Raw genomic sequence first — 26,559 nt, forward strand, 5'->3', positions numbered from 1 at the left:
CCTTGCCTGGGAAGACCTTAAACTCCAAAAACTCCAACACATCTAGTAGGCGAAATCATAAGATCCTCCAGGCTTGAGCACAGTCTTGATGGTGCTCAAAAGGATGATCAGGTCAATCCAGTTCTTGAAATGCTTCAGTTAGGAGTGGCCAAAAGAAAATTTCTTCAGACCGGACTCCTAAATGCTGCTGGCATGAAGAGCGCAGAGGTGAACAGTGAGCACATTGGGAGTCGCGCCGAGACACAAAGTCAAATCAAAAGGAGCAGACCTTAAATCTGCCGCAATTGCTCCAAAACCCCATATAAAGCCTGCCGCCAATGGACCCCAGACAAACCAAGGGCTGAACGAGTGGCAGTGCAATCCAGCAAGGAATAACTTGGTCTCCTAGCAGGAGTTGGATACTCAGCGGTGGTCAAAGGCCTCACGAGCGCTGGGGTTTGCAACAACTCACAGTGCATCGCCAATTCGCCTATAGCCACTGCGAAGTCGTACCAACTGGCCACCCCAGCATCACTCCAGTGATGGCGACCCACTAGTGATTGCTCAAGAACAGACCAGCAGGCCTGAGCCAGACCATGGGTCGATGTCGGGCAGCCCACCTGATCCGCCACAACTGCCAAAGTTTCACGCTCTTGATGAAGGCGAAGCATCGTGAGCAGGAAGTTGCGCCCAACGGGTCCATAAAGCCAGCTAGTGCGAAGAATGCATAGCCTGTCTGGATCCAAAGCTGAAGCCGCCTGCACTTCACCAGCGGCTTTAGAGGCTCCATAGACCCCCAGAGGCATGAGAGGTTGATGAGGCTGATAAGGAGATCCCTGCGCCCCGTCAAAAACAAAATCAGTGCTGAGCTGCAACAAACTCCCACCCGTGCGCTGTAGCGCCCTTGCTAATGCTTCTGGAGCTTTTGCATTGACTATATAAACCAGCTCCGATTCGACTTCGGCGCGATCGACAGCCGTATAAGCACCAGCATTAATCACCCAGGCTGGCGTCAGTTCATCTACAGCCACCTCACAAGCCCTCGGATCCGAAAGATCAAGCGCATACCGATCCAGCGTGATCAATTCCACCGAAGGAGGAGACAGCTTTTGTAAAGCCTGGCCCAACTGACCAGAACCACCCGTGATCAAAACACGCATGATTGATCATCAAGCAATGGTGCCTTGGCATCCTTATCGGACAACAGAGGTGATAACTGTGTCCCCTCAGGCGTCGTCACCGGCCAAGCAATCGCAAGGTCAGGATCGTCCCAGCGAATGGACTGCTCACACTCACGGCTCCAGAAATCGGTGGTTTTGTAGAGAACGTCGGCACGGTCGCTAAGTGTGAGAAATCCATGAGCGAACCCTGGCGGAACCCAAAGCTGGCAATGATTCTCTGCACTCAACCTGGCCGAGACCCACTGCCCAAAAGTGGGCGAATCGCGTTGAATATCGACAGCCACATCAAAAATCTCACCCACCACACAACGCACAAGCTTGCCCTGAGGATGAGGCGCCAACTGATAGTGCAATCCCCGCAGAACACCTATTGAGGAATGCGAATGATTGTCCTGTACGAACAATGGCGTGGGTTGACCTGAGTTCTCAAGAACTTCCTGAAAAGCAAGCTGATTCCAACTTTCGAAAAAAAAACCCCTCTCATCACAGAACACCCGTGGTTGGATCAACAAAGGGCCGGACAACACATGTCCAGCGTGACTCTGGAGTGATTCAGCCTGCATCCTCAAGAAGCTGCATCAGGTAAATGCCATAACCACTCTTACGCAACGGAGCCGCCAAAGTCGAAAGCTGGTCATCCGTGATCCAACCCATCCGCCAAGCAACTTCCTCAGGGCAGCCGACCTTGAGAGTTTGACGATGCTCAAGCGTGCGGATGTAGCTCGAGGCCTCATGCAGAGAGTCACAGGTACCCGTATCAAGCCAGGCCATACCGCGCCCCATCAACTGCACATGCAGGTGGCCTTCCTGGAGATACTGAAGATTGAGATCAGTAATCTCCAGCTCCCCACGTGCAGAAGGAACAACCTTACGAGCACGGTCAACCACAGTTTCATCATAAAAATACAATCCCGTAACGGCATATCTGGATTTCGGTTGATCGGGCTTCTCTTCAATGCTGAGCACCCGTCCATCAGGAGAAAAGTCAACAACCCCGTATCGCTCTGGATCGCGCACCGGATAGGCAAAAACCGTGGCCCCAATTTTAGGGAAGTTCTCAAGAACCAAATTCTGACCGTGAAAAAGGTTGTCACCAAGCACCAGAGCCGCAGAACTACCAGCAAGAAAATCCGCACCAATCAAAAAAGCCTGAGCCAGTCCATCCGGGCTTGGCTGAACGGCATAGCGAATCTCTATGCCCCAGGCCTGACCATCACCAAGTAGGGATTGAAAACACCCTTGATCCTGCGGTGTAGTGATGATCAATACCTCACGAATACCTGCAAGCATCAATGTGCTCAACGGGTAATAGACCATCGGCTTGTCATAAACCGGCAGCAACTGCTTGCTTACCGCCTGCGTAATTGGATGCAGCCTTGTGCCACTTCCTCCGGCGAGGATGATCCCCTTGCGTGCCTGAGCCAATCGCTGCGTCAACTCTCAATTGATGTTGGCATGCACACCCATGGCTGATGTGAAATGCAAAAAACCATTGAGCAGATCTTGAAAAGCATGGAAGATTAATTGGACGACGTAGCCGCTTACCGGAGTGGCAATCAGAAAACAGCAAAGACCCTCCAATGAGGCTGATCGTTCATATTCATAGTTCACTACACGGAAACCATCGACTGCCTGCTTGCGGCTTTCAAGAAGGATTCAGACGGCTTAGGACGCTTTGATCTATGGATCAGCACCGCCAAGGCTGAAGTGATCAAAAAGCGGATTCATTCAAGCCTGAATCAGGCAACGCTCAAGCATCTCAATATCCGAATCTGCGGCAATCGAGACCACAACTTGGCACCATTATTAATTGATCTGTAGTCAGACCTGCAGACCTACGACTTACTTCTATATCTCCACGGGAAACGTTCTTTAGAGAGCGATCTTGGCCAACCCAGGCTAGAAGAACTTCTCAGCACATTGCTGCAAGATCTCTGCAGCGTGCTGCATTTACGTCAAACATTAAGCAACCATCCCAGATTGTGACTGGTAATACCTGCACCTGCCGATCTGATTCGGCCCTACTTGAACTGTGGGGCAAACTTTGAATTAGCGAGTTAATTCAGTCAATTGTTCGCGCCGCATCGCCCCTTGCGACGCGATGTCCTATTGAGCTTCCCTGCAGGGATGATGTTTTGGACCAAACCCTCAACATTGATGCCTCTTGCCAATGCAATGGCAAACATTCCCGAAATACCACCAGAGCCCCTGGCGATTGACGGCAGCAATTTGCATGCTTTGGAGCGGCTCGTATCTCACAGCTTTGAACAAGCCGGACACACCTGGAAACTGATCCACAAAGATAAGCCTGCAAACCACGGCGATCTGGAGCGCAATATCAGTGTTTGGGAGCCACAACCTCAAGTCCTGCAGGATGGATTAGCAGCCTTGGCAGTCAAGCTTCTTCAAGAGATGGAGCGCAAGGAATGTGCAGAAACAAACCTGATCAATTGCGATCAGCAACTCAAAGCATTAATAAAAGGCTCCAACGAGCAACTTCAACAAGCCGATGGGCAACTGCAAGAGCTCTCTGCTGAGCTGCATACAATCAAACGTTAAATGAGTTGGAAACTTATGCGCCCCCTGCGCTGGTTGAGTAAATCGCAGTAATCATCATGCATCCTGTTGCCCTGATGCGGCCGGCTGGAACATAAACATCGAATAAATCACATTACGACGCATATTTGCCATCATCTCGAGGAACATATCGTAGCCCTCATTCTTGTATTCAATCAGTGGATCTTTTTGCCCATACCCTCGCAAACCTACAGATTCACGCAGAGCATCCATCGCCTGCAGATGTTCCCGCCAAAGTGTATCGATCTGCTGAAGGATAAAGAAACGTTCTGCCTCCCGCATCAACCCTGGTCGCTGCTGCTCAATCTGACCTTCCTTAATGTCATAAGCATTGCGCAGTTGCTCCTGAAGAAAAGACTTAAGCTCCTCCATACTTAACCCCTGCAACTGCTCAGGCTTTAGATCCTCAAGCAGGTAGACAAATTGCTGAACCTTGCTAACCAGTTGGCCTAAATCCCATTCTTCAGGGGGCAAGTCAGGGTTCACATAAGCCTCAACAATGTCGTCCATGGTTCGCTCTCCATAACCAATCACCTGCTTCTTGAGCCCTCGACCCTCAAGCACACGGCGACGTTCGGCATAAACAGCACGACGTTGATTGTTCATTACCTCGTCGTACTCAAAAACCTGCTTACGAATGTCGTAGTAATAGGTTTCTACCTTTTTCTGAGCCCCCTCTAAAGAACGGGTCAGCATGCCCGACTCAATGGGCATGTCCTCCTCCACGCGGAAAGCATTCATCAACGAAGCCACCCGTTCTCCTCCGAAGATGCGCAATAGGTTGTCTTCCAAAGAAAGGAAAAAACGGGTACTACCTAAATCCCCCTGGCGGCCGGCACGACCACGAAGTTGATTGTCAACCCTGCGAGATTCATGACGTTCTGTACCAATCACATGAAGACCACCTGCTTCCCTCACTCGAACCTCCTCCTGGGTCACTACCACGTCGTATTCAGTCTTTACTCTTGCGATCGACTCTCTTAAGGCAGCAATCTGCGCATCATCGGTAGGTGCTTTTTCAGCAGCAGTGGAGATGCGATCCTCTAATTCGATCACGCTCAGTGCCCTATCTCCCCAAACCTTCACAAGCTCACGAGCTAACTCCGCAAGGAACTGATCAGTGTCATCAGTGAGCGAGCAAGGATAGAGACTCCCGATTGCACGGGCCTCGCTTAAGACATGGCCGTGAGATCCATTCGAAGCAGCGGCCTTGGCAGCGAACCCACCACCTGTCTCGGCAGCCCTCTGCAATGGCACTGGTGGACGATGACCCTCCTCAGGCCGCACCAATCTTGGCAGCAAAACCTCACGCAACTTGAGGCGTGCCATGTAATCGCTATTTCCGCCGAGGATGATGTCTGTCCCACGGCCAGCCATGTTTGTGGCAATCGTCACAGCACCTGCACGGCCAGCCTGGGCCACGATCTCCGCCTCACGTTCCACATTCTCCGGCTTGGCATTCAAAAGATTGTGGGGAATCTCTTGTTCTGAGAGCAGGGAACTCAACAGTTCGCTTTTCTCAACACTGGTCGTGCCAACCAGAACAGGCCTTCCCAGCTTATGAATTTCAGCCGTCTCGTTGGCCACGGCGCGCCACTTGGCTGATTCAGTCTTATAAACCTGATCCACCCAATCCGCACGAGCCCGAGGCTGGTTAGTAGGGATCACTGAAGTCTCAAGCTTGTAGGTCTTCTCAAACTCCACCTCTTCAGTTTTAGCGGTGCCGGTCATGCCAGCCAAGCGGGGATAAAGCAGAAAGAAATTTTGATAAGTAATCGAAGCCAGAGTCTGAGTTTCAGGCTGAATTGCTAGCTGTTCCTTGGCCTCAATCGCCTGATGCTGTCCGTCGCTCCAGCGCCGGCCTGGCATCACACGGCCTGTGAACTCATCAACAATCACAGCTTCACCATCGCGCACGATGTAATTCACATCCCGGACAAACAACTCCTTGGCCTTCAATGCATTGGTGATGTAATGGGCCCAGGGATCAGCGGGGTCAAACAGATCCCTCACATTGAGGTTCTGCTCAGCCTTGGCGAAGCCTTCATCCGTGAGTGTGCAACTGCGTTGCTTCTCATCAACCTCGTAGTCACCCTCAGGGTCAATGCCATCCTTACCCTGTTCGGCAGCCCGCTCAAGAGCAGCGGCCACATCTGCAGCCTGCTGATACTTCTCCTGGGGACGCTCCACCTGTCCGGAAATGATCAAGGGAGTACGCGCCTCATCGATCAGAATCGAATCCACCTCATCGATGACGCAGTACTGAAACTCCCGCTGAACCACCTCACTCAGATCAGTGGCCATGTTGTCGCGCAGGTAGTCAAAACCCAACTCTGAATTGGTGGCATAGGTGATATCGCAGGCATAGTTTTTCCTGCGCTCAGCAGGACTCATGTCCTGCTGAATCAAACCAACCGACAACCCCAAAAAGCGATGAACTTGTCCCATCCATTCAGCATCTCGCCTTGCTAGATAGTCATTCACAGTGACGACATGTACACCTCGCCCTGTTAAGGCATTGAGATAAGCAGGCAAAGTCGCCACAAGCGTTTTACCTTCGCCAGTCTTCATCTCACCAATCTGGCCCTCATGCAACACCATTCCGCCGATTAGCTGCACATCGAAGTGCCGCATCTCAAGAACACGTTTACTGGCCTCTCGCACCACGGCAAAAGCCTCGGGGAGCAGCTCATCCAAGAGAGGTAACTGCTTGTCAAGGCTGTCTGCATTCTCAAGCCGCTGACGAAACTCAGCCGTTCTGGCGCGGAGTTGTTCGTCGCCGAGCGGAGCAATGTCCTCTTCGAGGATATTGATGTCAGTGACGATCGGCTGGTAGCGCTTCAGCTTGCGGGCATTGGGATCTCCCAGCAGGAGCTTGAGCATGAAACAGCTGTTATTTCTGCGTGCAGCCTACTGAGTGCTCCTTGCAGGGATGCTGAAAGGAGAAAAGTACTGGCTCGAAAGAACACAACATGAACCACTGCTTATGAGAAAACAGATTGAAGACATCGCAAGCAAACCGTTCTGAAAAAGAAGTGGATACATCTCTCACGCGCCTACGTTCCAAGCGCCACACACTTAGCTAAAAGCAATCTCCATTGGCCAGGGACGGATGATAAAGAGGTCAGTGATCCGTTATGACCCGCATCCGTCTTGTTGAACACGCCGCCGGAGCTCCGGGCATGCGCTGGTTCGGGATGGGACCTGATCTCAAGCCAAGCCGCGGACTTCTTAAGCTGCACCGTCTGTTCCACAAACACGCCTTCTGGGCCCAGCAACGCGACACGTCAGAACTAAAAAAAATGCTGGCAGGCAGCAACGTGGTCATTAGCCTTTGGCGTGGCAAGCGCCTGGTGGGCTTCGGACGTGCCACCAGCGACGGGATCTACCGGGCCGTCCTATGGGACGTTGTCGTAGCTGGCGATCTGCAAGGTCATGGCTTAGGCAGACAAGTGATCGAAGCTCTGCTAGTCGCTCCTGGCATCCGCAATGTTGAGCGTGTCTACTTGATGACAACAAACAGCAGAGGCTTCTACGAGCAAATGGGCTTCGAAAGGGACAGCAATCAACATCTGTTGTTGTTGAATCTCAAAAACAGCTAATTGTTCAAACTGAAAAGCGGATGAAGAGATTCGAACTCTCGACCCTCTCCTTGGCAAGGAGATGCTCTACCACTGAGCTACATCCGCAACACGTGCCTTGGGGATGTCTCCCCTTGGACACAGACAGCATGCACCACCAAAGGGGAACTGGTCAATTCCAATCAATCAGCTGGCAGAAGTAGCTGAGCAGAGCACTCCCATCAGCGAACCCATTTCTAAAGCCTGTAACCCATAACTCCAGCCCAAATTGCTCTTAATCCCAGCCCGCTCAAGAGCTTGTTGCATGGTGTCTGTGGTGAGCACACCAAAAATCACCGGCACACCTGTCTCCCTTGAGACTGAAGCAATGCCCTTACTGGCCTCAGCAACCACCACATCAAAATGGGGGGTATCGCCTCGAATCACAGCACCAAGGGTAATCACCACCTGATAGCGACCACTACGCGCAAGATTCTGAGCCACAAGAGGCAATTCAAACGAACCGGGAACCCAGGCCACATCAAGTTGAGAACTGCCTGCAGAGGTATCAACCCCATGGCGAGCCAAACAATCAAGACAGCCACTCAAAAGCTTGCCTGTCACCAAGTCGTTAAACCTGGCGACTACAACAGCTATACGCAGAGCTTGTACATCTGTATAACGCCCTTCAAATGTGGCCATCATTCAGTGGCAGAAACTGCCCACATGCTCTCATCACAGCAAGTGGGTGATTGGTTCAAACCACCAAAAAGCTGATTGCTCCGTTGAGCAAAACAAGATGGAACCAAACCCCGCCAATGATTTCGATCTTTTTGATTTCAGGGTTGCGGCGATCGCCAGGATTTTTTTGGGTTGCATAAAGCACCGGAATCCCAACAACCAAAAGCAATGATGCGAACAACAGGGCGTTCACAGCGATGTCGGAAATGATCTGCATGGAGTTGAGGCGGCGGAGCCAATGCTCTGATCTTTGAAAATTCTCCCACGAGGCCGAGGCTTCTCATGCAAAGGCCGCCATGGGTGTCGCGAGGCTTCACATCCTGCCCAGCAAACCAGACTTACGATGCCATCTCTTTGCTGGCAGGATTATCCAATGACTGCCAACGCTGAGTTGTTGCAAGGCAGTCTGTTTGGTGATCTGGAACCGCAGGCAAACGCTGAAAGCTGCTCAGAAACCATTACACGAGCTCTGCGTAACGATCTCTCTGATCAAGAACTCGTCGACGAATCCCTAAAAAGGCCCCGCAATCGACATAAGCCAACATCCGTTCCAAGCATCCCACTTGATTCTGAAAGCCAAGAGCAACTCGAAACAGCCGATAACGACAACGACCTGCCCACCTGGGCACACCACAACCTTGTTGACCCTGAGCAGCTCACGCCAATGCTGCGTCATTACGTGGAACTCAAGGCCAAACATCCCGAAAGGATCTTGCTCTACAGACTCGGAGATTTTTTTGAATGCTTTTTTGAAGATGCCATTCAGCTCTCAAGGCTGCTGGAGCTGACTCTCACGGGCAAGGAAGGAGGCAAAGGGATCGGCCGTGTGCCGATGGCAGGCGTCCCCCACCACGCTGCAGAACGCTATTGCGCCGAATTAATCCGCCATGGGCTAAGCGTGGCCATTTGTGACCAACTGGAAACAACTCCAAGCAAAGGCGCACTGCTTAAACGTGACATCACCAGGGTGCTCACCCCAGGCACGGTGCTTGCCGAAGGCATGCTGACAGCTCGCCGCAACAATTGGCTAGCAGCAGTTGTGGTTGAGCCAGCACAAGGCAACCAACCGTTTTGCTGGGGTCTAGCCAACGCCGATGTCAGCACAGGCGAATTCCTGGTCACGCAACGGGAGGGGAGCGCTGAGCTGCACCAACACCTTGCTCAGCTCGAGGCTTCGGAACTGATCATGGCTCAACAGAGCGGAGAAAGCAGCAGGCCTCCCTGGTGTCCGGAGCAGCTCTTCCTGACAACAATGGCCACTACCCCCTTCAGTCAGCCAGAGGCCGAGCGAACGCTGCTCAATCATTACCGGCTCAGCACCCTTGACGGTCTAGGGCTGCAAGAGGTGCCTTTAGCACTAAGGGCCGCCGGTGGACTGCTGACTTATCTAAGGGACACCCAACCCCTTGCTGAAAACGTCGATGACGGCATCGCCCCGATGCCCCTGGAACATCCGCTCACAGTGTTCGCCGGCGATGCCTTAGTTCTCGACGCCCAAACCCGACGCAACCTAGAACTCACAAGCACTCAACGGGACGGCCAGTTTCAAGGGTCACTGCTGTGGGCCGTAGACCGAACCCTCACCGCAATGGGAGCCCGCTGCCTGCGTCGCTGGATCGAGGCCCCCCTCCTAGACAGCAAAGCCATCCGCGCCCGTCAAGCAGTAGTGAACCATCTCGTGGAGACACGGTCCCTGCGGCATTCACTTCGACGCTTGCTGCGACCGATGGGAGATCTCGAACGGCTGGCGGGCAGGGCCGGCGCCGGTCATGCTGGCGCCCGTGAGCTAGTGGCTATCGCCGATGGCATTGAACGATTACCACGGCTAGCAGAGCAACTACACAATGCATTGAGCTCTGCCCCACACTGGCTCGACAACTTGCTGACTCTGGATAAAAGCCTGCCAAAACTGGCGGCAAGTATCCGCGAGCAATTGATCAATAACCCACCGCTCAGCCTCAGCGAGGGAGGCCTCATGCACGACAACGTTGATCCGCTGCTGGATGGCCTGCGCAATCAACTGGATGACCAGGACAACTGGCTTGCAGGCCAGGAAATCCAAGAACGCAAACTCAGTGGCAACCCTAATCTGCGCCTGCAATACCACCGAACCTTCGGCTACTTCCTAGCCGTAAGCAAAGCCAAGGCTTCCAGGGTGCCGGACCACTGGATCCGCCGGCAGACCCTGGCCAACGAGGAACGCTTCATCACACCAGATCTCAAAACCCGGGAAGGGCAGATCTTTCAGCTCAGAGCAAGGGCCTGCCAAAGGGAATACGAATTGTTCTGCCAATTGCGCGAGCAAGTGGGAAAACAGGCAACTGCAATCCGTAAAGCAGCACGGGCCGTGGCAGGACTCGATGCGCTAGTCGGGCTAGCAGAAGTAGCTGCGACTGGAAACTATTGCTGCCCAGAGATCGATAACAGCAGAGAACTGCAGCTCAAAACCTGCAGACACCCAGTGGTGGAACAACTACTGGTAGAGAGATCCTTCATCCCTAACGATGTAGAACTTGGCAAGGGCATCGACCTCGTCGTACTCACCGGCCCAAACGCCAGTGGCAAAAGCTGCTACCTGCGTCAAATCGGCCTCATACAGTTGCTAGCCCAGGTGGGTAGTTGGGTACCTGCAAAGCAGGCTTTTGTTGGCATCGCAGACCGCATCTTCACCCGCGTCGGCGCCGTAGATGACCTAGCGGCGGGACAGTCCACCTTCATGGTGGAAATGGCAGAAACGGCCAACATTCTCCATCACGCCAGCGATCGTTCCTTGGTGCTTCTCGATGAGATTGGACGTGGCACCGCAACCTTCGATGGTCTTTCCATTGCCTGGGCAGTGAGCGAACACCTGGCAACAGATCTTAGAAGCCGCACTGTGTTCGCAACCCACTATCACGAACTCAACGGTCTGAGCCAGGAGCTGGCCAATGTCGCCAATTCTCAAGTTTTGGTGGAGGAAACAGGCGACGACCTGGTGTTCCTGCATCAAGTGACCGCAGGCGGTGCAAATCGCAGTTACGGCATTGAAGCCGCCCGTCTAGCTGGTGTGCCGGATGACGTGGTGCAACGAGCAAGGCAGGTGTTAGGTCAGCTTCAAGACGATCACTCATCTCTACACGCCCGGCCAAGCGCGAAAACGATCAAAAGACAATGCTGAGAACCTCCTGTCGCCTGACATCGACCCACTGCCTCATTTGGCACCCAAAACATCGTGAACACTCCAAGAGACCCTTCCGGAGAGCCTCAACAAGCTCAGTAAAACGTTTTGGGTCTGCTGCGCAAAAAACCTGTTGAGATCACTCGTGCACTGGAGCGAAGCAAAAGTAACGCTGAAAGACCAGTCTTTGCGTTCTCCAAGGCATGGGGCGATTTTTGATCTCAAGCTAACCACGCCTGGATTTGTCGCCCATTCAAGTGAACCTCTGCTCAAGATCGTTCCTATCAACAACCTGGTAGCCGATGTGGCAATACCCTGCAAGCAAATTGGTTTCGTTCGCAAAGGCAGTCCCATTGAGATCAGGATTGATTCGTTCACCTCTACAGATTTCGGGGTACGCGAAGGCAAAGGCAGATCGATTGAATCCGACGATCTTCCAGCCGATCAACCACATCAACGACAGGGATCCCGCTTCCCTTGCAAGTTGGGTTTCACTTACTTCAACTATCAAACTGCAGAGTGGGAACTATTGACAACTACTGCTGGGCCAGGTCCAGAGCAAAGCAGATTCACTCAGGCAATTGTGAACCAAGTAAGAGACTATCAATATTGACTGCAACAACAGCAGGCCAACAATAAGATCTGATTACACAAAGCTGATCATTAACTGAATAAGCAAGCCGCAACTAAATAGAGAGCTAAAAAGCAAGGCTATTGATAGGATTAGTCACAAGACTGATCTAGAATAATCAGATTCATCATCCAAATCACTTCTAATCAATCGATATGCACAAATAAAGGTGTGACCTACGTCACAATTGAATATGAGCAAGTTCTTGGCTCAAAAGGTTCTGGATCACATCTAAAGTCATGACATTGAGCGAAATTGATTGAGTCATTCAAAAGGCTTTGCCTTTTCTCTAATCATGAAACGGCTCTTCAGAAGTATCAGCTCAAATGACAAGCAATCAGAGCGCAGAGACTTCATCAGTGAGTCACTAAATTTAGCAAAGCCAACAGACAGTCAGGACACTGATCTTGGCTCGGGGCATTCAAGCCACTATTACTACAATAGTGACAAGATCACTGAACAAGAGCAGCCCTTTGAACTCGAAGCTAAGGGCGCCTCAAATGCAAACAACACAACCAAAGATTATTCTCGCGACAGCAGACTATCTTTTGAGAGGCAAGAAACATTCAATGTTCATCATTCCACAAGACTGGAAGATACGATTACAGGCAATCAACATGGGCCAAATACATTTGGCAGACGCCTAAAACAGCCATTTCGTTCATTCAATCAGCAAGGTTTCTCTTCCAGGGCAAATCAGCAAGATCGCGATGAATCACCTGATGAATTCAACCATCAAGGCCAATTTGAAAGAAAATCAAATAGGTTTTCATTCGGAAAGCTAAACTGGATAGCAAGAAAATCCCAACAAGAACTCCCAGAAGATCGTACAAATGGTGAACATGAAGCTGGCGAGGAAGGTGGTTCACACAACCCATTTAGCCAAGGCTTTCACCGGCAAGCTTTCAACCAACTCCCACTAGCGCGCGATGTTGATCTAAGCATCAGCATCAAGCCATGGGACTTTAGTGTAGAAAGTCTATTTGATTATGGTTATACCCGTATTTATGATGCATCACACGACGGCACGAAAAAAGAAGTCTTTGAAGATGGTGCTATCAGAATCAATTATGATGGTGATTTCTTAAATGATAATAGGTTGGATTTCTCAGATATTTTTGGCTGGAGTTGGGGCCCATTCTCAACAATAAAACTTGGTAATGTTGAAGCTCAAGTCAATGCAACCCATACCACGACAGGAGAAAGTGTTGACCTTGGAACATACACACTAGATCTCTCAGAAGATCGATTCCTTGTCGATCTTAACGACAAGATCGATGCTGCGGAAAGCTTCTTCGATAGACGCAGTAACTGGGACTTTGATGTGGATATTGATGCTGTCTTCGGAGGTATAAGGGAAAATATAGAAGACTTTGATGAAAGATTAACGATGATTGATGCTCTTGACTGGAGTACATTTGATGGTGATATTGAAGCCAACACTTTTACTTATAATGATCTGGATGCATATTCATGGGTAGGTTCACAATATGATTCAGGCAGAATTTACAAAGCTCGTGGTGGAACCGACGAACTAATACTTAATGGTCTTGATAGTGCAGACATCAAGAGCTTCAATGGCGAATCCTTCAGCGGTCTGACTGATTACACAACGATCGGCGAACAGGCCATTTATCAAGGCACAGCTTTCGATATCTTGAGCCTCAAAAATGGAGATGAGATTTATCTACAAGGCTTTGAAAAGATTACCACTGAAGATAATAGCTACCGCATTAGAGAAGGAATGAGCGACAGTACAAAAGAACAATGGAATCTAAATGCTATGGATGCTGCAAGTGCATGGCGTTTTAACAAAGGTTCTGACAAGGTCAAGCTTGTTTCTCTTGATACTGGACTGAAAGATGAAGCTGATAACCCAACTGATGTTCATAATGAAATTGATCATGTGCAAAATGAAAGTGCAAAGTCAAGTAACTCTCATGGTCATAGATCGATGAGTGTGATGGCAGCTAAGCATGACAGTGAAAATCTGGCGGGTATTGCACCAGGCAGTCAGCTAGTTGCCTACAATGTGTGGGCTGACGGTGTACTAGATTCCATAGAAGATGCAAAAGACAAGCGAGATTGTGGCGAACGTTTAGTCTTCCAAAACGGCGCAGGTTTCGGGGGTAGTGACTTCACCACTGCCGAAATGACAGCAAGCCTAGATGAAACGGAAAGTTATGCATTCTTTGCTGCTTCTGCAGGTAATGATGGAGACAAAACCTCCGTGGCTGGAGCAGGTGGCTTGGCACCTTTTCAAACATCCCACGCCAATGTGGCCAGTGTCGGGGCTCTGGAATTCACAGGCACAGAAGAAATCGATGCGATTACTGGTGGTTCAATTACTAATGTGACAGGAACTCAACTTGATGCTGATTCCAATGCAGGTTGGAATCTCACATTAGTAGCACCAGAAGCTTCTAAAGCAATTGATGCCAATGGGACCCTTAGCACCTTCACAAAAACCTCGTGTGCAAACCCCAATGTTGCTGGAGCTGCAGCTATTGTTTGGAGTGAAAATTTATCTCTAACTGGCGGAGAGATTAGAGAGATCCTAACAACAAGTGCCATGGATTTAGGAGCTACAGGGCGTGACGACACCTACGGTGCAGGCACAGTCAATATTGACTCGGCTGTCCGTCGTGCTCACGCGCTTTCAGTCGATAATGAGTTAGCCAGTCTCTATAGCAATACGGAATTTCTAGCTTGATTCAAAACGCTTTCTAATCTCTTCTACTTTCATCGCCCTGGGCATATATGTCCAGGGCTTTTGCTAGGAATTCAATCTCATTGATCCAACCAAGCACGACGCAAAAGAGCATTGACCGTCGCTGCTACCAGACCAGCCCCACCCCGACTCCCCATTAAGCGAATATGAGCTAGTCCGCTAACAGCTAACCGCCACTTGCTGTCAGATACACCTACAAAACCCACAGGCATGCCGATAATCAGGCTAGGAGGGGGTGCACCTGTAGACACCAGATCCAACAAAGCTTCCAAAGCCGTTGGTGCACTACCAATCAGCACAATCGGCGCTTGTTGATCCGCATCTTTAGCCGCCAATTCTTGCCATGCAGATCGCAAGCCCTCGGCTGTTCGCGTGGAACCGTTTGGTGCCTCATCCGGCGCCCACTCCAGCACGCAGCGAACTGATGTCTTGAGTGTGCGTCGCGCCATCGGCTGCACTGCTACAGCTGCCATGGCCGTATCGGTGAGAATTGGCGCTCCGGCCTGCAAGGCAGCCAGCCCAAGCTCACAAGCCTCTGGAGTAAAGCGCAGCAAAGGAGTTAGGCCAAAATCCCCACTGCTATGGATCAAACGCTCCAACACCTGCTGCTGCAAGGGATCCAAACCCGTTACGCCCAACTGCTCGCGAATGCGGCGAATGCTTTCCGTGAAGATCGGATGATCAAGCGACTTCACGTTTCTGCCTTAAGCCAGATAGACATCAAGCATCATCAGTTAACGATCTTCGGTCTGCCGCTGCAATGCCGATCCATCTCATCTGGGGCGATGATGCCGCCGCCCGAGACCACGCCATCGAGACTCTGATCGGCGATGTTGTCGATCAAGCATGGAGCAGCATCAACCTCAGCCGCCTCGATGGAGCTGATGCTGGGCAAGCCAGCCAAGCCTTGGCAGAAGCACGCACACCACCCTTCGGAAGTGGCGGACGACTGGTGCTGTTACAGCGCAGTCCGTTCTGCAACGCTTGCCCTAGCGAACTTGCCAATCGTTTCGAAGACGTGCTGGATCTAATTCCAGAAACCAGCCACCTGGTGCTATGCAACGCCAACAAACCAGACGGCCGACTGCGAACAACGAAGGCCTTACAAAAGCTTGTGAAGTTGAAGCAAGCCAGCGAAAAAAGCTTTCTGCTGCCGGCGATCTGGGATGGTGCCGGTCAGCAGGAGCTGGTGGAACGCACCGCCCGCGACTTAGGTCTGCAGCTGGAGCCTGAAGCCACTACAGCGCTGGTGGAAGCCATCGGCAATGACAGTACGCGACTCACCGCAGAGCTGCAAAAACTGGCTCTCCATGCCGACATTCGCCAAGAAAGCGCAACTGCTAATCAATCACCAACTTTGATTAAAGCCGAAAACGTAGCCGCGCTGATTGAAGGAATGGCCACCAATGCACTACAGGTTGGAGAATCACTCTTGGCAGGCCATGCCGGAGAAGCGATCGCCCGTCTTGATGCACTCCTTGATGCCGGTGAGCCAGCACTTCGCATCGTGGCCACCTTGACAGGCCAAATCAGAGGGTGGCTTTGGGTGAGTTTGCTGGAGCAGCAAGGGGAACGAGATGTGAACGTGATTGCCAAAGCAGCAGGCATTGGCAACCCCAAGCGGATCTACGTGATGCGCAAACAGCTACAGGGCCGGCCACCGCAGCGATTCCTCACCCTGCTCAGTCGCTTGCTTGAATTAGAAGCCGCCCTCAAGCGAGGTGCAATCCCTACTGATGCCTTCCGCGACGGGTTACTCAGCACTCCCTAATCCAGTGACGACACGCTGAAATAATCAGAACGTGTGTCAAAGGCATGGATGGCGTTGCTGGTGCAAAAATTCGGCGGATCATCCGTCGGCAACGTCGAGCGCATCCAAGCCGTCGCTGAGCGGATTGCGACCAGCAAAGATCTCGGCCACGACCTGGTGATTGTGGTATCCGCTATGGGCCAAACCACTGATGAGCTCACAGCCCTAGCGAAAGTGATCAGCGGCAATCCCCCTCAACGGGAAATGGACATGCTGCTAGCCACCGGAGAACAGGTTTCGATCTCCTTGCTTTCAATGGCACTGCATGAACTGGGTATACCAGCCATTTCGATGACTGGAGCCCAAGTGGGCATCGTGACAGAGTCTGCCTATGGCCGCGCTCGAATCCTAGACGTCCGCACTGAGCGCCTGCAATCCCTGTTGAGCACTGGCAAGGTGGTAGTCGTAGCAGGCTTCCAGGGCACAAGCCTGAGCAGCGTTGGCACCGCAGAGATCACCACCCTCGGCCGCGGTGGTTCAGATACATCTGCAGTTGCCATAGCAGCCGCCCTAGGAGCAGATGCCTGCGAGATCTACACCGATGTACCAGGAGTGCTCACAAGTGATCCACGTCAGGTCAGCGATGCCCAACTGATGCAAGAAGTGAGTTGCGACGAGATGCTTGAGCTGGCCAGTCTGGGCGCCTCCGTGTTGCACCCCCGTGCAGTCGAGATCGCCCGCAACTTTGGAGTCGCCCTGGTCGTGCGTTCTAGCTGGAGCAACGAAGCCGGAACCAAGCTCACAAGCAAATCAAAGCGCCCCATCGGTCGAGAAGGTCTAGAGCTTGGTCGGCCTGTGGATGGCGTTGAACTTGCCGAAGGTCAAGCGGTGATCGCCCTCTCTCACGTGCCAGATCAACCGGGTGTCGCAGCCACACTTTTTGAGAACCTCTCTAGCGATGGCGTGAATGTGGACCTAATCATCCAATCAACCCATGCCGGCAACAGCAATGACATTGCCTTCACAGTGGCCGAAGCCGACTTAGCTAAAGCCCACTCACTTTGCGAAGGGCTGCTTAAAAGCGTCGGTGGTCAACTCTCAGCTGAAGCCGGAATGAGCAAGCTAAGCATCAGCGGAGCAGGAATTATGGGACGCCCCGGTATCGCTGCAAGCCTTTTCGACACGATCTCACGGGCAGGAATCAACCTACGGCTGATCGCCACCAGTGAGGTGAAAGTTAGCTGCGTCATCGATGCAACGCTAGGCAGCAAAGCCCTGCGTGCAGTCAGCACAGCCTTTGAACTGAGCGACAGCCAAGTACGCATCAATCCTTTGGTTAACGGCAAAGGTGAACCAGAGGTGCGAGGGGTCGCACTCGATCAAGGTCAGGCCCAGCTGAGTGTGCGAGGGGTGCCGAATCGGCCTGGGACAGCAGCAGCTCTTTGTTCAGCGATGGCAGAGGCAGGAATCAGCCTCGATGCGATCGTGCAATCGGAGCGCCAACATGACGATGGAAGCCGGGATATCAGCTTCACCCTCAAGCGCGATGAGCGAGAGCAAGCCAATAAGACTCTTGCCCCCTTACTTGCGCAATGGCCAGGAGCCAATCTGGAAGACGGTCCTGCAATCGCCCGGGTGAGCGCAGTGGGTGCAGGCATGCCCGCCACCGCAGGTACAGCAGGGCGGATGTTCCGAGCTCTCGCAGATGCAAAGATCAATATCGCCATGATCGCCACCAGTGAAATCCGCACAAGTTGCGTGGTGGCTGAACCCGATGGGGTCAAGGCACTGCAATCAGTGCATCAAGGCTTTGGGCTTGGCGGAAAACCAAAAACCAAACCTTCAATCGCAAAATAGCTCGTAAGTTTGGCGACACAATTTATTCATCAAAACGCCATCAAATCGAATTATTTATCAACTTACATTAGCTTCCATCCCCCGCCAAAGCGGAGGATGGAAAAATATTAATTATTCAAATAGATATCAAGCAAGCGGGGTCATTTCAACTACATAGAACAAGACATTGTCCCGACCTATATCGTTCCATTGACCTGCATCACCAAAACCATTGCCCGCAGAACTTCCCGCTGGCCAGTTTGTCAAACCCAATGCCAGATAATGTTGATCTCCATTATTATCTGGCTCGCTCCCCAACGTCCCTCTCCCCCACTCAATACGGGTAGTGGAAAGAGCAGTTCCTGAATATTTCCAACGCCAAGAGCCCTCAGCAGCACCAGGCCATCCAGACCAAACATTGTCAGTTCCACCAAGCCATGCATATGAACCACCACCTCCATCTGCAGCCGTACTGTCTGATGGATTAACCTGGCCTGTAGTAATAAGCCCTGTAATCGCATCATAAACGGCAGAAGATTCTGCCGTTGTTTCAAGATTTACTATATAGCCACCCAATTCTTTAGCGTGCGATGCCGCTCCTATTGCATTTTCTTATCGGTAACAAATTTGTAGGAGCGGCCACCAGCACTAAAATCGATAATTGCCATAACAATTAAATTTGGATTCGAAAAAATCTTTTTGAGATTACCAATAAAGAAAAAATTTAGGCCAACAATATATCCTTATGCTGCGCAATTTATAACAAAAAAGAAGTGCAGAGCAAAAAGGTCCCCCTTGTGACAAGATAATGGGTATTTCTACCCCCACAAAGAGATCAACAAAGCCATGACAATCGCTTAAGCCTTACCAACCAGCTTCTGCCTGAACTTCTTGATGCGATCGCGCAGGCTTGCTGCTTCCTCAAAATCAAGGTTCTTGGCAGCTTCTTTCATCTTTGTTTCGAGCTGATCAATCAACTCAGGTAAAGCATCAAGGGCTAAGCCAGCATCCTGATCTGAATCAAGCGCATCAACAGCCCGCCCAGTAATCTGAACCAAGTCAGCATCTTTACCATCTGTCTGTAAGCGCCTTGATAACTCGAGAAACGAGAGGATCGAATTACTCGCTCTCTTACCCGCTGGCCTTGGCACGATGCCATTCAGTTCGTTGTAAGCCTTTTGAATCTCGCGTCTTCGCTCAGTTTCACTAATCGCTCTTGCCATCGAATCTGTCAAGTTGTCTGCATAAAGAAGTGCCATCCCATCCACATGCCTTGCCGCACGACCAATGGTCTGAATCAACGACCGCTCCGCTCGCAAGAAACCTTCCTTATCAGCATCAAGAATGACCACTAATGACACCTCCGGAAGATCCAAACCTTCTCGGAGAAGATTGACCCCAACAAGAACATCATATTCGCCTAATCTCAAATCCTGAATAATCTCAATCCGCTCGATTGAATGGATCTCCGAGTGTAAATAACGAACGCGCACATCATTCTCCGCTAGATAATCTGTAAGGTCTTCCGCCATACGTTTGGTCAGGGTGGTGATTAACACTCTCTCCTGCTTCTCTGCTCTGATACGGATTTCTGCCAACAAGTCGTCGACCTGGCCTTGCGTCGGTCGCACTTCCACCAAGGGATCAAGAACCCCTGTGGGCCGAATCACCTGTTCAGCCAAATGACCATCACTCTGCTTCAGCTCCCAATCACCCGGCGTCGCACTAACAAATACAGTTTGCCTCGCCTTCCTCCAGAATTCCTCACTCTTCAGAGGGCGATTGTCAGCAGCACTAGGCAATCGAAAACCATGCTCAATCAATACTTTCTTACGAGCTTGATCGCCGTTGTACATCGCCTTAAGCTGAGAACAGGTCACATGACTTTCATCCACAACCAGTAACCAATCCTCAGGGAAATAGTCAATCAAACATTCAGGAGGCGTTCCCGCAGAACGGCCAGCCAGATGACGGGCATAATTTTCAACACCATTACAATAACCAACCTCCCGTAACATCTCCAAGTCGTAGGTAGTGCGTTGCTCCAAACGCTGCGCTTCCAAAAGCTTGCCTTGTTCATTGAGAAACTGCAAACGCCCACGCAGCTCATCACGAATCGCTTGAACTGCAACATTGAGTCGCTCTTTAGGAGTCACAAAATGCTTGGCCGGATAAATATTAATGGCTTCCAAGCTTTGCAAAATCTCACCTGTTGTTGGGTCCAGATAACGGATTGCCTCTACCTCATCACCAAAAAGCTCAATCCGTACTAGCCGATCTTCATAAGCAGGGCCAATCTCCAAAACATCCCCTCTCACGCGAAAGCGACCCCGCGTAATGTCAAAATCATTACGGCTATATTGGTTCTCAACCAACTCTCGTAATGCACTGCGGATATTGAGTGTTTCACCAACTTTAAACTTGACAGCAGCTTTTAGATATTCACTTGGAATTCCTAGGCCGTAAATGCAGCTGATTGAAGCTACTACAATGACATCATTTCGCTCAAATAACGAGCGCGTTGCTGAATGGCGCAGCATATCAATTTCTTCATTAATCGAAGATGTCTTGGCTATATACGTATCACTAACAGGCACGTAAGCCTCGGGTTGATAATAATCATAGTAAGAAATAAAATATTCAACAGAATTATCAGGGAAAAACTCCCTAAACTCATTGCAAAGTTGGGCAGCAAGCGTCTTGTTATGAGCCAAGACAAGAGCCGGTCGGCCAGTCTGAGCAATCAAATTGGCAATCGTGAATGTCTTACCCGTACCGGTCGCTCCTAAAAGCGTCTGATAACGCTGGCCCTGATTGACCCCCTCCACCAGCCGAGCAATCGCAGTGGGCTGATCCCCCTTCGGGCTATAGGGCGCCTTGAGGTGATACTTCGGCATTAGGGCCGTAACGGGCAGCCGCTTAGCTTATGAGCAGATGCCATGAACGGGCTATCCCAGACTTTCTCCAACGCTGATGGCCTGCTAAACAATGCCTTGAACTCTCAGGCTGAAAGCAAAGCAGCTCGCGTGAACTCAACATCAGCGATGCCAAGAGATCGCAACACTATCGTGCTCACAACGCTGTAAAAGACAGCGCCGCAGATGGCACTAAGCAAACCGTTCTTGAGCCGAAAACCATTAATCAGCCAGGCTGCCAGAGCAAATAAAAGGACCGTGATCAACCAGTTGAACAAAAACGACACTGGCCAGATCAGCCCCCCCAAGGACGTAATTGCCCAGAATGGAGCCAACAGCAACTTGAGAGGCACAATCAACAACGTACCCAATAGGCCAATCATCACCGCCGACCAAAATGCTGTGCTGAAATTGGCCATCTCAATGCCAAGGGGCAACGCAGCAACCAACAACAAAATGAGGGCCCGAATGGGCCATTGCAGCAACCAGCCGAGCGATTCCAGCATTTAAAACAACCTACGCAAAGCAGCTGACTAGACAGTGATTAACGCTAGTGAATTACTGAAGATTTGGGCGTACTGAGAGCTTCACGCAAGCCCCGCACAACAGCAATCATTGCCAGCTCATCATTGAGACGGTTCACCGCCGATCCAACACCGACACCAGCAGCACCAGCAGCAATAGCCATGGGAACCGTCACTGCCGATAAACCAGAAGCACAAAGCACAGGAACTGCCCGATCAGCAGCCTTGAGTGCGCTAAAAATGCTGTGTGCAGCAGCCAAAGTTGGAGCAGCTTTCTCAATCAAGCCGAGACTTCCAGAGCTAAATGGTTTAGCGCTCGTGCCGCCCTCCGTCTGAATCAGATCGGCACCGGCAGCAACCAGATCCACTGCCAGTTGCTCCTGCTGATCCATCGGCAACACATGGGGCACGGTCACACTCAAGACCACCTCAGGCAACAACACCCTGGTTAAACGAGTCAGCTCCAAGACTTCGGCGGCACCAAAGATCCGGCCCTGAGGATAAAAAGCATCGAAATTTCCAATTTCCACCATGGCAGCACCAGCTGCAACAGCTGCAGGGAACAGCTCAGGGTCCACCGCTGACACACAAACCGGAGCTCCAGCGGATTCCCGGATCGCCAGTTGCACCAGCTCTGGATCACAAGCCACATCAATCAGATCAGCGCCACCGTGGCCAGCAGCCCGCGCCACCTGCGCCACCGAGAGGGCCTCGAAATTCATCAAACCAGCGATCACCTTGAGGGCCGAGCGCTGCTCGAGACGCTGACGCAAGTGTGTTGGCAACTGAGCGAGACGGGTCATTTCATCAACGATCTATAGCTCCATACTCCCATTTGCCAGGCTCCTGCACGGCAAACTGGCCTCAGCTGAATGACCACTGCGCCATGGCCTCATCCAGCTCAGCGCAACTGCCCTGGAGCGCCTGGCACGCGCGTCTCCATCACAAACTGCTAGCGAATCCAGATCTACTGCCAGCAGAAGCCTCACTCTTGATCGCCGTGTCCGGCGGTCAAGATTCAATGGCCCTGCTTGGTCTATTGATCGATCTGCAACGCAAACATGGATGGTCTTTAGAGGTATGGCATGGCGACCACAACTGGCATAAACAATCAGCAACGATCGCAACTGAACTCAAGAATTGGTGTGAATCACACAACTTGAGCTTCTGGTCTGATCAAGCCAAACCTGGACAAACCAACAACGAAGCCACAGCGCGACATTGGCGATATGAACAACTGACACTTCACGCAGAACGTTTGTCATCCAACAACCCAAACCATCCATGCCGGTATGTGCTCACAGGCCACACCAGTTCTGATCGAGCTGAAACCTTGCTACTCAACCTTGCCCGTGGTGCGGACCTCGCGGGACTGAGCAGCATGCGCCAATGCAGGCCCATCAGCAAAGACCATCCTCACAAAAACGTACAGCTCATACGCCCTTTGCTGGGGTTCTCGCGTGAGGACACCGCCTTGATTTGCAGCGAGCTGGGCTTACCTATTTGGCTTGATCCTGCCAATTCCAATCCAGACTTCAGCCGCAACCGAGTCCGCCAAGAAGTTCTACCAGTACTGGAATCTCTCCATCCTGGCTGCAGCTTGCGCATGGCCGCTCTCGCCGAAAGGCTCAACCATCACCATGCGGACCAGCAAGCCATCGCCATGCTGGCTCTAAACAACCTCAGCAAGCAAAACGGCCTCTGTCGTAAGGACCTTGCCCAACTACCGATCACAGCAAGAACAACTCTTTTGGCCTATTGGCTCAAGCGATCAGGAGCACCAAGCCTGCCAGCAGTCCAACTTGAACAGATCAGCCAAAGCATTGGCCCCGGAAAACCACCTGGATCTCTAAACCTCGCGCAGGGCTGGAAAGTCCAATGGCAGCGAAACTCGGTACAACTAGAACATCACGAATGACTCCGGTGGACGGTGACTTCCAACAGCAGTACCTGGCCGCCGAGAAGGCCTATGGGGCAGAAAATTACGAAGCAGCGCAATCAATCTGTGAACGCCTGCTAGGCCAACTAGAGCTGCAGCAGAAAGGACCTGAGCAAGAAGCAATGCTGGCCTGGCGGGCGTTTGTGGCTCTACTAATGGGCAACATCCTGCTCTACGGAATGAACGATATCCAGCAAGCCCAACACCACTACAACCTGGTTCTAGATAGCCAACCACAAGACACTTTGAAAGAACTCGCCGAACAAGGCCTAGAACGATGCCAAGGCGAATTGCAACGGGAGCCTGCAGATAAAGAAGAACATCCTCAAAGCCCTAACCCTAAACAATCCGCAAAACGCAAGCCAATGGCTCTAAAAGCTGAAGTCATAGAACCACGGCAGAGCCTGATTAACGATCCCTTCCTATCTACAAAGACCCCAAACATTAATGAGGCCAACAAAGCTAAGCATCCTCAATCAGATCAGCAGGCCAATCAACAAGAGATAAGGAAATTGAGCAATAAACTTTCAGAGTCTCTGCCTGATCTAATTCGTGATCCCTTTCTATATCCAGCCGCCCAAACTGCAGCGACAGAAGTAGATCATTCTAAATCTACAGCCAAAATGGAATCAACACTCATTGCAGAAAGCATGAAGCCTGAACAGATATCTAAGCAGAAAAACTACTCACAACAGACTAACCTTCAACAAAAGGTTCATGCTAAACAAGAACCATCAGCAACAACGAAAGCCATGGAAATAAAATCAGATCTCAATACAGAAACCGAAATAAGGCCAACAGCGAAATCAGAAACAAACCCAATCACACAAGTAAAACAGGATACTTTCAAGCAAGCAAGAGCGATCCCAACGACCATCTCAGAAGCATCAACCAATGACCTCCTCAATAATTCATTGTTGCGCGTGACCATGCCCCCTTGCGCTGGCCTTTCCAAACAGGAGACAAGTCAATTGCAGTCAAAGAAGCGAACATCAGAACGCTGACAGTTCGCCTCAAAAACTTCTGGATGGTCTTAAGCCACCGCTGAGCGGCGACGGCGCGTGCGACCGGAAGGCACCTCAGCTGAATCAGGTTCAGATTGAGTCTTGACATTGGCTTGTTCAGAAACCTTCTTCGTAGTCGAAGTTGCTGACACAGCTGCCGCAACCTTGACAGGAGCCGCAGCTGGAGTTCGGCGTCCGTTACTAGCCAGATCACGATCACCACGAATGCGGGTCACCGATCGATCCTCAGGTTCAGCATCAGCCATACCCTTATAAGCTGGCGTTCCGCCTGGTGCAGGCTGAACTAAGCAGAGAAGCAAGGGCTCAACTTGCAACTCACGACGCATTCGACGACCCAAGCCCACTTCCACTTCTCGCTGCAAACCCATCCAATCGACTTCAGGAGTTTTGCCATCTGTTTGACGAGAAAACTGCTTCCAGCGGTTTTCCAGCACCCAGCTTATTTCCCGTTCAGTCCAAAGCGACATCTTGCGGGGGTCAGCAGCGGTCACCACACCTCGCAAGTTCACTCTTGGCGGTGCAACCATCACTCCATCGGTACTGATTGCAGCCAGCACAGTGACAACACCATCTTCAGCAAGTTGCTGGCGCTCTTTCAAAACACGAGCATCAACAATGCCATTGCGAGAAGCATCAAGAAGTTCAATTCCTGCTTTTACTGAGTCTCCTTTACTAATCGAATCAGCTGAAAGTTGAACGACATCACCATTATCAAGAATCAAAATATTTTCGCTTGCTATACCCATCGACTGCGCAGTCTTACTGTGGCAAATAAGCATGCGATGCTCACCATGTACAGGCACAAAAAACTTTGGCTTTGTTAAAGCCAGCATCAACTTGTGATCCTCCTGGAAGCCATGCCCAGACACATGGATACCCTCTCCCTTGCCATAGACCACCTTGGCTCCAAGCATCATCAAGCGGTCGATGGTATTAACAACTGAGATCGTATTACCCGGAATCGGACTCGCCGAAAAGATAATCGTGTCAGAGTTCTTGACCTGCACATGTTGATGCTCACCGCGTGAGATGCGACTTAAAGCAGCCAACGGCTCGCCCTGACTCCCTGTCATCAACAACAGAGTCTCACGATCAGGCATATCACGAATCTGTTTGATCGGTACGAACAGATCATCAGGAGCACGCATATAGCCAAGTTCACGCGCCTTAGCGATCACATTGAGCATCGATCGCCCAAGCAAGCCAACTTTGCGTCCGTTCTTTATAGCCAGCTCCAAAATCATAGAAACGCGGTGAATAGAGCTCGCAAAAGTTGTGATAATCACTCGGCCATCAGCTTGAGAAATATGGCGATCTAAAGCAGGAAATACCGATCGCTCAGGTGGACAGAAGCCAGGCACCTCAGCATTGGTTGAATCACTGAACAAACACAAAACACCTTGCTCGCCGTGATGTGCAAGGCGAGCCATATCAAAATTTTCACCATCCACAGGAGTATGGTCAAACTTGAAGTCTCCTGTGAAGATCACCGAGCCAACAGGAGTGGTGATGGCAAGCGAAAAGCTATCTGCCATCGAGTGGGTATTGCGGATAAATTCCACCGAAAAATGTTGTCCAACCTTGACAACATCCCGTGGACTCACGGTCTGGATCGTGGTGCGATCTGTAACACCAGCCTCTTCCATCTTGCCCTGGAGCATTGACATGGCCAGACGCGGGCCATAGATGACTGGAATATTGAAGTGCTTGAGGTGATGAGGAATCCCACCAATATGATCTTCATGACCATGGGTCACGATCATGCCGCGGATGCGCTTTTGGTTCTCGCGTAGATAACTGGTATCTGGCATCACCACATTGACGCCATGCATTCCATCACTGGGAAATGCCAGGCCAGCATCCACCATCATGATGTCGTCGCCGTACTCGAACACGCAGGTGTTCTTGCCAATCTCATGGAGCCCACCAAGGGGAATCACTCGTAAGCAGGGCTCTTTGGCTTTACCGTCTCTAGAAGAGGTGGATCTGGAAATGGTGGAACTAGACGTCATG

At 51.2% G+C, this 26,559-nt stretch carries 21 protein-coding genes and 1 tRNA gene; 9 read left to right on the forward strand and 13 right to left on the reverse strand.

All coding sequences use genetic code 11. The annotated features are described in order from the left end of the window. Positions 1-269 precede the first annotated feature (269 nt). Genes rfbD through rfbA form a run of 3 tightly spaced genes read right to left on the reverse strand, consistent with a single transcriptional unit; the run spans position 270 to position 2,585 of the window. Complete coding sequence (rfbD, locus tag SIB80_RS00605) at positions 270-1,139, reverse strand: dTDP-4-dehydrorhamnose reductase (protein WP_063419339.1); 870 nt, start codon at positions 1,137-1,139, stop codon at positions 270-272. Continuing rightward, positions 1,127-1,723, reverse strand: coding sequence for a dTDP-4-dehydrorhamnose 3,5-epimerase (gene rfbC, locus SIB80_RS00610; protein WP_063419338.1), 597 nt, complete (start codon positions 1,721-1,723; stop codon positions 1,127-1,129). Before rfbC ends, rfbD begins: the two co-directional genes overlap by 13 nt. Beyond that, positions 1,713-2,585 carry a glucose-1-phosphate thymidylyltransferase RfbA gene (rfbA, locus tag SIB80_RS00615; protein ID WP_063419392.1) on the reverse strand — a complete coding sequence of 291 codons (873 nt, stop codon included), beginning with the start codon at positions 2,583-2,585 and terminating at the stop codon, positions 1,713-1,715. Before rfbA ends, rfbC begins: the two co-directional genes overlap by 11 nt. Positions 2,586-3,251: 666 nt before the next feature. On the opposite strand from rfbA, the gene SIB80_RS00620 reads away from it, so the two are divergent. Further along, a complete protein-coding gene (locus SIB80_RS00620; protein ID WP_169189879.1) occupies positions 3,252-3,719 on the forward strand; it encodes a rhamnan synthesis F family protein in 468 nt (155 codons plus the stop codon). Positions 3,720-3,773: 54 nt separating this feature from the next. Here SIB80_RS00620 and secA read toward each other — a convergent pair whose 3' ends face one another. Then, positions 3,774-6,620, reverse strand: coding sequence for a preprotein translocase subunit SecA (gene secA / locus SIB80_RS00625; RefSeq protein WP_063419336.1), 2,847 nt, complete (start codon positions 6,618-6,620; stop codon positions 3,774-3,776). Positions 6,621-6,874: 254 nt separating this feature from the next. Between secA and SIB80_RS00630 the strand changes: the two genes are divergently transcribed. Then, positions 6,875-7,339, forward strand: coding sequence for a GNAT family N-acetyltransferase (locus SIB80_RS00630; protein WP_063419335.1), 465 nt, complete (start codon positions 6,875-6,877; stop codon positions 7,337-7,339). 15 nt (positions 7,340-7,354) lie between these two features. Here the strand turns inward: SIB80_RS00630 and SIB80_RS00635 are convergent. The 3 genes from SIB80_RS00635 to psbZ form a co-directional block, all read right to left on the reverse strand. Continuing rightward, positions 7,355-7,426: transfer RNA gene (locus SIB80_RS00635), tRNA-Gly, on the reverse strand. Between the two features lie 78 nt (positions 7,427-7,504). Then, entirely contained in the window at positions 7,505-7,999 is a 495-nt protein-coding gene (ribH, locus tag SIB80_RS00640; protein WP_063419391.1) for a 6,7-dimethyl-8-ribityllumazine synthase, read from the reverse strand. Between the two features lie 55 nt (positions 8,000-8,054). Then, positions 8,055-8,255, reverse strand: coding sequence for a photosystem II reaction center protein PsbZ (gene psbZ / locus SIB80_RS00645; RefSeq protein WP_011129459.1), 201 nt, complete (start codon positions 8,253-8,255; stop codon positions 8,055-8,057). A gap of 156 nt (positions 8,256-8,411) precedes the next feature. Here psbZ and mutS point away from each other — a divergent pair, with 156 nt between their 5' ends. From mutS to SIB80_RS00660, 3 genes are all read left to right on the forward strand, one after another. Continuing rightward, on the forward strand, positions 8,412-11,195 hold the full coding sequence (mutS, locus tag SIB80_RS00650) for a DNA mismatch repair protein MutS (RefSeq protein WP_063419390.1): 2,784 nt from the start codon (positions 8,412-8,414) through the stop codon (positions 11,193-11,195). Positions 11,196-11,328: 133 nt separating this feature from the next. Further along, the gene (locus tag SIB80_RS00655; protein ID WP_236065980.1) at positions 11,329-11,808 is read left to right on the forward strand and encodes an HlyD family efflux transporter periplasmic adaptor subunit; all 480 of its coding nucleotides are present in this window, start codon (positions 11,329-11,331) and stop codon (positions 11,806-11,808) included. Positions 11,809-12,121: 313 nt separating this feature from the next. After that, positions 12,122-14,539, forward strand: coding sequence for a S8 family serine peptidase (locus SIB80_RS00660; RefSeq protein ID WP_413352136.1), 2,418 nt, complete (start codon positions 12,122-12,124; stop codon positions 14,537-14,539). Positions 14,540-14,616: 77 nt separating this feature from the next. On the opposite strand, the gene SIB80_RS00665 is transcribed toward SIB80_RS00660, so the two are convergent. Next, complete coding sequence (locus tag SIB80_RS00665; RefSeq protein ID WP_063420821.1) at positions 14,617-15,252, reverse strand: precorrin-8X methylmutase; 636 nt, start codon at positions 15,250-15,252, stop codon at positions 14,617-14,619. 65 nt (positions 15,253-15,317) lie between these two features. Between SIB80_RS00665 and holA the strand changes: the two genes are divergently transcribed. Further along, positions 15,318-16,328, forward strand: coding sequence for a DNA polymerase III subunit delta (gene holA / locus SIB80_RS00670; protein WP_063420820.1), 1,011 nt, complete (start codon positions 15,318-15,320; stop codon positions 16,326-16,328). Positions 16,329-16,376: 48 nt separating this feature from the next. Continuing rightward, positions 16,377-18,164 (forward strand): aspartate kinase, encoded by a 1,788-nt coding sequence (locus SIB80_RS00675; RefSeq protein ID WP_063420819.1) that lies wholly within the window; start codon positions 16,377-16,379, stop codon positions 18,162-18,164. 126 nt (positions 18,165-18,290) lie between these two features. On the opposite strand, the gene SIB80_RS00680 is transcribed toward SIB80_RS00675, so the two are convergent. The 4 genes from SIB80_RS00680 to SIB80_RS00695 all read right to left on the reverse strand — a co-directional run bounded on the left by SIB80_RS00680 (position 18,291) and on the right by SIB80_RS00695 (position 22,385). After that, positions 18,291-18,719: a hypothetical protein gene (locus SIB80_RS00680; protein WP_063420818.1), complete on the reverse strand. Its 429-nt coding sequence runs from the start codon at positions 18,717-18,719 to the stop codon at positions 18,291-18,293. A gap of 281 nt (positions 18,720-19,000) precedes the next feature. Continuing rightward, positions 19,001-21,040 (reverse strand): excinuclease ABC subunit UvrB, encoded by a 2,040-nt coding sequence (gene uvrB / locus SIB80_RS00685; RefSeq protein WP_063420817.1) that lies wholly within the window; start codon positions 21,038-21,040, stop codon positions 19,001-19,003. 104 nt (positions 21,041-21,144) lie between these two features. After that, the gene (locus SIB80_RS00690; protein ID WP_063420816.1) at positions 21,145-21,564 is read right to left on the reverse strand and encodes a phage holin family protein; all 420 of its coding nucleotides are present in this window, start codon (positions 21,562-21,564) and stop codon (positions 21,145-21,147) included. A 44-nt stretch (positions 21,565-21,608) separates the two neighbouring features. Next, positions 21,609-22,385, reverse strand: a complete 777-nt coding sequence (locus tag SIB80_RS00695) for a DUF561 domain-containing protein (protein WP_063420815.1) — start codon at positions 22,383-22,385, stop codon at positions 21,609-21,611. 83 nt (positions 22,386-22,468) lie between these two features. Here SIB80_RS00695 and tilS point away from each other — a divergent pair, with 83 nt between their 5' ends. Both tilS and SIB80_RS00705 read left to right on the forward strand, forming a co-directional pair. After that, positions 22,469-23,500 carry a tRNA lysidine(34) synthetase TilS gene (gene tilS / locus SIB80_RS00700; RefSeq protein ID WP_063420814.1) on the forward strand — a complete coding sequence of 344 codons (1,032 nt, stop codon included), beginning with the start codon at positions 22,469-22,471 and terminating at the stop codon, positions 23,498-23,500. After that, positions 23,497-24,525 (forward strand): hypothetical protein, encoded by a 1,029-nt coding sequence (locus SIB80_RS00705; protein ID WP_413352132.1) that lies wholly within the window; start codon positions 23,497-23,499, stop codon positions 24,523-24,525. Before tilS ends, SIB80_RS00705 begins: the two co-directional genes overlap by 4 nt. A gap of 29 nt (positions 24,526-24,554) precedes the next feature. Here the strand turns inward: SIB80_RS00705 and SIB80_RS00710 are convergent, their stop codons facing one another. Then, positions 24,555-26,558 carry a ribonuclease J gene (locus SIB80_RS00710; protein WP_063420813.1) on the reverse strand — a complete coding sequence of 668 codons (2,004 nt, stop codon included), beginning with the start codon at positions 26,556-26,558 and terminating at the stop codon, positions 24,555-24,557. Position 26,559 lies beyond the last annotated feature (1 nt).

It is taken from the genome of Prochlorococcus sp. MIT 1327, assembly GCF_047304785.1.
Lineage (GTDB): Bacteria > Cyanobacteriota > Cyanobacteriia > PCC-6307 > Cyanobiaceae > Prochlorococcus > Prochlorococcus marinus_D.